This is a genomic window from Pseudomonas sp. TR47 (assembly GCF_044143025.1).
GTDB lineage: Bacteria > Pseudomonadota > Gammaproteobacteria > Pseudomonadales > Pseudomonadaceae > Aquipseudomonas > Aquipseudomonas putida_E.
The window spans coordinates 1-8,301 of sequence record NZ_JBHFCS010000044.1; the positions used below are offsets into that span (position 1 = coordinate 1).

Sequence of the window (8,301 nt, forward strand, 5' to 3'; positions counted from 1 at the left end):
ACGGCTGGTAGGCGCGATGCTGCTGGAGCAGAACGACGAGTGGTGCCTGCAAAGACGTTACATGCAGTTGGAGGCCTTCGAAGCGGTCAGCGATAATCCACAAACCAAGCTGTCAGCTGTGATCAACTAAACGGCGAACTCAATGGCAAGAGCCATGATGAGTTACACCACTTCCTGGGACACGATCACAGGCACAGTGCAGACCTCAAGAACTGCATGGTATCTGTGTGGCCGGCTTGCCGGCGATTGGCTGCGTAGCAGCCCTGATAACGCTAACTGACAGGCATTACCCCTAGCCCTGCCTGCATCCAGAAATGCACTGCAATCGATCCTGATAATTAATTTGTGGCGTGTGCGGATCCTGCCTACCGTGTGTCATCACTCAGCCTGGGAAAAAGGCCCGACCATGAATGACCGCGAGTTCATCAATGCCATCGACGCCGATGGCCTGCCCCTGCACATTGCCGTACAGAACGGGCGCATCACCCATATCGGCCCGCAGCGCGCCAGTGAGCCGGCCCGCGAAACCATCGACCTTGAAGGGCTGCTGGCGTTGCCTGGGTTCGTCGATGGCCACATTCACCTGGACAAGAGTTTCGTCGGCGACCGTTGGCGCCCGCACCAGAGCGTGGCCTCCCTGCGTGAACGGCTGGCGGTGGAAAAGCGCGAGCTCGCCAGCGCCCCGCCTATTGTCGAACGCGCCGATGCCCTGATTCGTCAGGCCGCCGCCTTCGGCACCCTGGCCATGCGCTGCCATGTGGATGTGGACGCCACCACCGGCCTTGCCAATCTGCGCGCCATCCTCGAAGCCCGCGAGAAGTGGAAAGACCTGATCGACATCGAGCTGGTGGCTTTCCCCCAGGCCGGCGTGGTGACCTGCCCCGGCACTGCCGAAGTAATGGAGGCTGCCGTACGCGAAGGTGTGCAGGTGGTGGGCGGTATCGACCCGACCACCCTGGACGGTGACGCCGAAGCGCAGCTGGACATTGTTTTCGGCATCGCCGACCGGCACGGGGTGAAGGTAGATATCCACCTGCACGAGCCAGGTGACATCTGCATAGCCCAGCTCGAACGCATCGCCGCGCGTACCCAGGCACTGGGCATGCAAGGTTTGGTGGTGGTGAGCCATGCCTATGGCCTGGGTGATGTTGTCGACAGCGTGGTGGACCGCACCGCCGAAGTGCTGGCCGGTGCAGGCGTGTCGATCATGACCAACGCCCCGGGCGAGCACGCTTTCCCGCCCGTGCTGCGCCTGCGCGCAGGCGGTGTGCGAGTGTTCACCGGCAACGACAACATCCAGGACGCCTGGTGGCCCTACGGCAATGGCGACATGCTGCAACGGGCCATGTTGGTCAGCTATCGCTCGGGCTTCAACACTGACGAGGAACTGCGGGTAGCGCTGCACATGGCGACCGAAGCCAGTGCCGGGGTGATGGGTAAAAAGGGCTATGGGCTGAAGGTAGGCAACGAAGCGAGTTTTGTGCTGTTCAAAGCCCCGAATGCTGCCGCTGCGGTGGCGGCAGCGCTGCATGAACGGGTGATCGTGCGCCACGGCGCGTTCTGGGGCGGGCCTGCGCAGTTGCAACTCAAGGCGTCGCAGTTTGCTGCAGAACTTCGCCGATAACCCGTGGCTGACTGCTTCAGCAACGTGACCATCGACTACCCGCTTTTGGCGCAGGCGGTGTAGCAGATCCCAGCATTAGAATTCCACCTTGCCCCGACCCGCCTTGACATTGCTCCGCCTGGCTTTGCCTTCCAGGCGGCGGGTCTTCGAGCCGAGGGTCGGCTTGGTGGGGCGGCGTTTCTTCTCGGTCTTGCCGGCTGTGGTGATCAACTCGGCAAGACGCGCCAGTGCGTCAGCACGGTTCTGCTCCTGGGTGCGGTACTGCTGGCCCTTGATGATCAATACGCCCTCGCCGGTGATGCGACTGTCGCGTAGCGCCAGCAGCCGCTCTTTATAGAACTCGGGCAACGATGAGGCAGGGATGTCGAAGCGCAGGTGCACGGCGCTGGACACCTTGTTGACATTCTGCCCACCCGCGCCCTGCGCGCGGATGTATGTCAGTTCGATTTCGGCATCCGGTAGATGCACGTTATTGGAGATGGTCAGCATGACATGGCCCTTGTAATTGCCCCCATTATCACAGGGTTCGCCGTTCTCCCATAGAAGACCCCGGTTTCTGGACAGGTGTCAGTCGGTCGCGACTGGCCGGCTTTCGCCCGCTGAGCGGACACCTGTTTGCAGGGGCCGCCTCGCGGCCCATACTGATTACAGCGCCTTGGTCAGTTTCTCTCTTCGTTATAGTCCATTTCCCAAACATACTCTCGCCGCACCTATACAACGAATGAGCCGTTGCCTGGTTGGCCGACGCGCCTGTACCCCAGCCGGCCTGCCAACGTGCTTCAGTTCATGCCCGCCACCTGACGCAAAGCGCCGTTTTCGCTTGACTCGCCCACAATCACGGCCGTGTGCGGGTGGAAAGTCCATGCGCTGTCTGCGCCGATTGCCTCTCCCCAGATCGCCAGGTCTGGCAACCACTCTCCCATCTGACTACCGTAGGCGCTCTTGAATAAAGCGAAGTCGGACTGCTGCGGCATTCGCATTCCCATCGCCTTGCAGGTTTTCTCAGCATTGCTCAAGGTTGCGCTGCTGGCGAGGACTTCGAGCCCGACCAGCCCTGTGACAGTCAACGAGTATTGCTGTTCAGCGCCACTGGCCAAGGTTGCGATGATGGTGGTACTGCCATTGCGCAGGACGCTTACATTACCGGCGCCGTCAACCGTAGCGACGCTTGCGTTGCTGCTCTTGTAGCCAGTAGCACCGGACAGCGGCCGGGCAAAATGCATTTGTGCGGGAAGGCTCTGGGGCAGTTTGATCGTGCCATTGTGATAGAACACGGGCACGCGCAGGGCTGAGAGATCCACTACGTGACCACCGGTAAAACCGTCACTGATGAAGAACTCCAGGGCAGCGCTCGGACCGGACTTGCCTACCGTGTAATAAACCTTCAGCTTGCCGCTAGCCTTGGTGAAGAATTGGCTGGCAAAGCGCAGGGTGATGTTCTGGTCGTTATGGTTGACCGGCAGGCTTTTGCTTGCCAGTTGCGTCCCATCTGCATCGGCCAGCACCACTGTCAGCTCTTCGCCTGCATCCACAGTTTCGAGCTGAATGTCGATCGCCGCGCCTTGCGGCGGCAGTTGGTCGGGGTCCAGCCACCCGGCGACGGTGTGTTGGGAACTTGGCGCGTTGAGTTTGCTCATGCGGGGATCTCCTCTTGAGGGCGCGGCGCAGTGCTTTGGTGCGCCAGCCTGCTGTTCGGGGCTGTCACTTGCGTTGGGCGCGCAGTTTCTGTACCAGATAGGGCTGTGCCGGCAGGCTGTTGCCGCCATAATGGCTGTTGCCCCAACTCAGGACCCGGCCATCGTCAGTCAACGCGATGAACGCGTTGTAATTGGAATAGATAGCCCTTACGTTGATCAACTGCCCGGTGAGGGCACTTGGGTTGGCACCTGTCGAAGCGTCACCCCAGCATCTGACTGAGCCGTCGGCAAACAGGGCCGCGAAGGCTCCGGCGGTAGCGGCGACCTGAATCACATCTGCGCGCTTGGCGATGTCGGCTGGAAGACTGCCCCCTTTGGCCGCAAGCCCCCACGACACGATGTGGCCATTTCGGCGGCGAGCACAGAATGCAGACACGGTGGAAGTCACTTCTACAATGTCGGTCAGCCTGGCTATCTCGACAGGTACGCTACCGCCGTGGCTCGAATTTCCGAACGCCAGAACCTGGCCCTGGCTGGTCAGCAGACAGTATGCATACAGCGCATGCGCTTCGATCGACTCGATATCGTCCCGCTCACTGATGGCTGCCGGCATGTTGCCAGCCCCGGGCACGTTGCCCCAGGAGAACACTTGCTTGCGACCATTGGATGTCACTCGCCGAGCGATGAATCCATGGCCACTCCCCTGCACTTGGACCACATCGTCGAAGGCCTGGAACGCGGGGGGAAGCGTAGCGCCATAGCGCCCATTTCCCCAGGCAACCAGGGCGCCATTACTGCGCAATGCTGCAAATGCGTAATAACTTGCGGCTGTGTCAACAACATCGCGAAGGTCGAGAATGTTTTGTGGAATTTTCCCGCCGTTGTTCAAGTCCCCCCAGCCAGTCAAGCGGCGGTCGCCATGATCACTGCCATACAGCGCGAGGAATGCTAAATAGTTGGAGCGCACCTTGAGGAAGTCGCGCCTGCCGATATCTTCAGGCCTCATGGTGGCCCCATACCTGGCATCGCCCCAGCAAGTGATAGAACCATCGAGGCGCCTTGCCGCCATTGCCCTACTATTGACGGACAGATCGACCACGTCATTGAGCGATGGTGCGGCAACGATGCTTCCCCAGGATCGCACGCTGTAGGCACCCGGGCTCGAGGTGTCAATCATTGCTGTGAAGCCAAGAGTGTTTCCCAACACGTTTGCGACGTTAAGCACCGTGCTGTTGGCGTGGGTGCGCACCTCAAGCATGCGTTCAGGTTGCGTATCGTGCCAACGCTGCGCGGATGTCCAGTTGGCATCTCCCATATAGCGCCATTGGGCGATGATCGGAGTCGATGTCTCTGCATGGACCGCAGCCAGGTGGCGGGGCGGCGTTATATCGGCCCTGCCATCGACACCGTAGCGCGCGCCCATGACTCGCAATGGCGCCGCACTGACCACATGGCTGACCGAGTACAGTTGCTCCGCTGATTGTTCAACCCGGCCATCGGTAAACCGTTCGATGCGGTAGCTGAGTTTCAGGCCGCGATTGAGATTTGCGAGAATGATCTCGGGTGGTATCACTACAGGCAGGGGTTGGCCTGGTTCACCTGCTTTAACGGTGTGGGTGATGATGTCCATGTGATTGGAGGCCAGTCCCAACACCTCTACGACCACTTCATCACCAATAGTCAGTTTGGCAGCAGCGGCGATTACCACGGTAGCCTGGCCTTTGAGGTCGAACGGGTTGATGTTGCCTTGAACTGCTTCGGTGATCACGGCCAGCGGCAGCCCTGCGCGCTGCACTCGAAACTTGATCAGGCCCGACCAGTCCGAGGGGCGTTTGTGCCCGAACCGGATGATTTCGTACTGCACATCCACTTCGCCATTCTCGCTGGCAAGCACATAACGCAGATCGATCGGCAAGATGCGCGACTGGCCCTCCTCGCCCCGTGCCACGCAGTCATAGACCTCGGTCACACTGTTAGCCTGGTCGCCGTTCCAGTAGACCACCACCTTGTCACCGGCAGCCAGGCGGGCCGAGGCTGGAATGGTGATGGTTGCACCATGGATGAGGCCAGACGGGTCGAGGCTATCCTCTTGCAGCTCATTGACGATGGGCACAGGGAGGTCCAACTGCGGTTGCTTGCCCAGTACCAGATCGAGATCGTGCGAAACCAGGTCTGGATGGCCGGCCCGCATGATCCGGTAATACACCGCTACGTCCTTTGCCTGGATCAGACCAGGGTCGAGCTGCGCCCGTGGAATCTGGAATTTTATGCTGGTGGCATTCGCGTCAGTCACGCTTTGGGTGTCGAAGTACACCTCACCACTTGACGTACTCCATTCGATTTCGACGTCATAGGGTGCAGCGATCGAGCCAGGAAGAGGCACCACCAGGTCTACGCCAGCAGCATACTGCGCCAATGAAGGGTCAAGGACTGCATTGGCGGGATCGGGGTCGAGCGACGGTGGCGCCAAAGTTTCCAGCGTATCGCCGACGTCCAGTAAAGCCGATTCAGACGGTAGTTGCGCTTTGCCTCGCGTCACCGTGTAGGAAATCTCCAGCGTGCCGCCATCCAGGGGCAACAGCGCCTTCGCACCGTCGAGCCGGAAGACCGCATCCTCTCCGGCCCGGGCACTGCTGATATGCAGTTCGGCAGGTTTCTCCAGCAGTAGCGTGGTGTCTGGCAGAGTACCGCGCCATGTCAGGGTGACGATGTCATTGGCCTGCAGTTTGGATGCCGCGGGAATGATCACCATGACCGGATCGAGGTCGGCGTCTACATAACCTTGGCTGATACCGTTGAGCTGTGGCGGTGGCAACTTCAGTGGGGTACCGGCGAAGATGACCCGGGTGCGTTTGGACTTCTCCACCTGGGCGCCTTGAACAAGCTCGTAGCTAGCCGTACCGCGCCCGCCCCACAAAGCCAGCAGGTATTCGGCAGGTAGGTCGAACACCAAGGTGCGGCTGCCACGGACCACCACCTGCGTACCGAGATCGACAACAGTGATCTCACCTTGTGCACTCTCACCCGTCCAGATCGCGTGGATGTGTGCACCCAGCGCAAACCCCTCTGTCGGCGGGTCTATTTCCACACTGAGCCCAGCGCTGCCAGGCTCCCCCGACTTGAGCCGCAAAACGTTTGTACCTGTTTGCGGATCGACCACGAACGGCGCTGGCAACCCCGTCGCCAGTCCATTCGGGATGACCTTACTGGACGACCAGTCAGCGGACTCGTTGCCTACTTCGTCGACGACGTAATAGCTGATATCCAGATCGGCATCCGAGGCTCCCTCCACCACGGTATCGGGAATATCGATCACAACCGCCTTCCCCACCTCGTTGCTCTTGACCTCATGCTCAAGCGTGTGGTCCGACCAGCTCAGGTATATGCGGTCGTATCGGCGCATCTTGCTGTAGACCGGAACAGTTACTTGCACGCCCTGGCTGTCCAGTTCGATTTTGTCATGGGACACCAAGGGGGGCGCCAGACTATCTTCGTTCGCGGCATTTTCGCCCGGATAGTTGAGGCGTACCAACACGCTAAGGTGTGGGGACTGCTCTTCATTCTCGCTGTCAACAGGCGTCACGCTGCAATAAAGCTCGGTGATACCCGCCGGTATATCTTCGGTCGGGATATTAAACGTCAGGGGCTGGCCGTCTTGACCAGCGCGTACTTTATGGGTCCAAACCAGATCGTCGTCCCAGTAGATCTTGATTACATCATCTACTTGCATTTTCGAGTAGGACTGAATAACCACTGGCAAGCCGGCACTTCCTTCGTTGATCAGGTCTCCGCTGACGCCAACATCGGCCCCTTTGGTCTTGAGGGGGCGCACAGCGTCTGGAATGTAGACATGGCCAAGGGGGCTGGCAGACAACCTGTTTGGATCGAGCTTATTAAGGTAGTCATTGAAATCGTCAATATCCTGTTGCAGGCCAGCTTCGGCGGTGTTGTCAACCATGACTGATTTCCTCAGTGAATTGGATGCAGGGTGTGAAGTCGAACCCAACGTTACGAATTTCAGCAGATCGGATTTATTAGCAATGACCGATAGTGTTTAAAAACCACATACTAGAAAATGCCAGCGCCTCGCCGGCGCTACTCAAGATATTGATCTTCAGGTCGATAAGTCACTAGCTGCCCGTCTGGAGCGGCGCTATCAAAGCGCAGAAGTGGCAGATAGCCCGTACCTGTATCTGCATGATACTCGCGCTGAAAACGCTGCCCGCCTGCGAGACCTTGACCGGACACATAGGACTTCAGGCTGTAGATAAAAGCCTCCAGCGGCAGGCTGGCCGTAATATTACTAGGCCAAGGGGACATAATTAATTCATTCCAGCCGAGCGCGTCAGAGGGCTTCGACCTTATCTCAGCAACGGTAGCGAAAGCTTCTGAATCCGTACCAAAAGCACACGAGGAATGGGGATTGGCGCGGTATCGATTCAGCCACTGTTGAGCTGTTATAATGCCCATTGCAGCGCACGCCCCTCTGAAGGTGCACATATCAGTCGCACGGCTAGTCGCGCTGTCGTAAGGATACATGCATCGCAACGTAAGCGGGTGCTGCACTGGAATCCCAGAGGGAAGCATTATAAAGCCCTGGGGTTTATAAGTGCGCGTAACTTTCATGTCTGCGGCAACATAACTAAAAGATACACCCTTCCCCCTGATTGAGGAGGGGCTCACGTTCCATGCCCTAAAACTCCCGACATCAGTCGTCCTGACCCAAACGCCGTTGCAGTTATAACGGCTTGTGCCATCGGGGCAGCTGGGGGCCGTATCAGCGAAGCGCGCGTTGATCCGCGACGCTACTTCATAACCTGCAAATAGCTGCTCTTGTTGGGCAAACCCGAAAGGTGTCAGGGCATCATCCGGTGCATACCGAAGTAGTGGTAGCCATTCTCCCGTTGCCTGATACCAGGCTAATTGGCTCCTTTGCCCGCGCCATAAGCCCCCCGGCGCACCCAGTCGGTAATACAGTGCCTGGATTGGCACTTTGCCAGGGAGTTGGGCATCCCAGTTGTTCACTTCCACTGTTTCCGG

4 protein-coding genes and 2 pseudogenes are annotated in these 8,301 nt (G+C 58.9%); 2 read left to right on the forward strand and 4 right to left on the reverse strand.

Annotated elements, in window-relative coordinates; genetic code table 11:
- Both ACEWE8_RS25590 and ACEWE8_RS25595 read left to right on the forward strand, forming a co-directional pair.
- A pseudogene (locus ACEWE8_RS25590) lies at positions 1-130 on the forward strand (IS256 family transposase); the annotation flags it as partial.
- A 276-nt stretch (positions 131-406) separates the two neighbouring features.
- Positions 407-1,624, forward strand: coding sequence for an amidohydrolase family protein (locus ACEWE8_RS25595; RefSeq protein ID WP_046785706.1), 1,218 nt, complete (start codon positions 407-409; stop codon positions 1,622-1,624).
- A gap of 75 nt (positions 1,625-1,699) precedes the next feature.
- Here the strand turns inward: ACEWE8_RS25595 and arfB are convergent, their stop codons facing one another.
- The 4 genes and pseudogenes from arfB to ACEWE8_RS25615 all read right to left on the reverse strand — a co-directional run.
- Positions 1,700-2,113, reverse strand: a complete 414-nt coding sequence (gene arfB, locus ACEWE8_RS25600) for an alternative ribosome rescue aminoacyl-tRNA hydrolase ArfB (RefSeq protein ID WP_046785705.1) — start codon at positions 2,111-2,113, stop codon at positions 1,700-1,702.
- A gap of 290 nt (positions 2,114-2,403) precedes the next feature.
- Positions 2,404-3,261, reverse strand: a complete 858-nt coding sequence (locus tag ACEWE8_RS25605; RefSeq protein ID WP_046785704.1) for an Ig-like domain-containing protein — start codon at positions 3,259-3,261, stop codon at positions 2,404-2,406.
- 64 nt (positions 3,262-3,325) lie between these two features.
- Positions 3,326-7,219, reverse strand: a complete 3,894-nt coding sequence (locus tag ACEWE8_RS25610) for an RCC1 domain-containing protein (protein ID WP_046785703.1) — start codon at positions 7,217-7,219, stop codon at positions 3,326-3,328.
- 137 nt (positions 7,220-7,356) lie between these two features.
- A pseudogene (locus tag ACEWE8_RS25615) lies at positions 7,357-8,301 on the reverse strand (hypothetical protein); the annotation flags it as partial.

Excerpts from the sequence above, each read along its gene's own strand:
- ACEWE8_RS25595 (WP_046785706.1), top strand. The coding sequence starts at position 407 with ATGAATGACCGCGAGTTCATCAATGCCATCGACGCCGATGGCCTGCCC.
- arfB (WP_046785705.1), bottom strand. The coding sequence starts at position 2,113 with ATGCTGACCATCTCCAATAACGTGCATCTACCGGATGCCGAAATCGAA.
- ACEWE8_RS25605 (WP_046785704.1), bottom strand. The coding sequence starts at position 3,261 with ATGAGCAAACTCAACGCGCCAAGTTCCCAACACACCGTCGCCGGGTGG.
- ACEWE8_RS25610 (WP_046785703.1), bottom strand. The coding sequence starts at position 7,219 with ATGGTTGACAACACCGCCGAAGCTGGCCTGCAACAGGATATTGACGAT.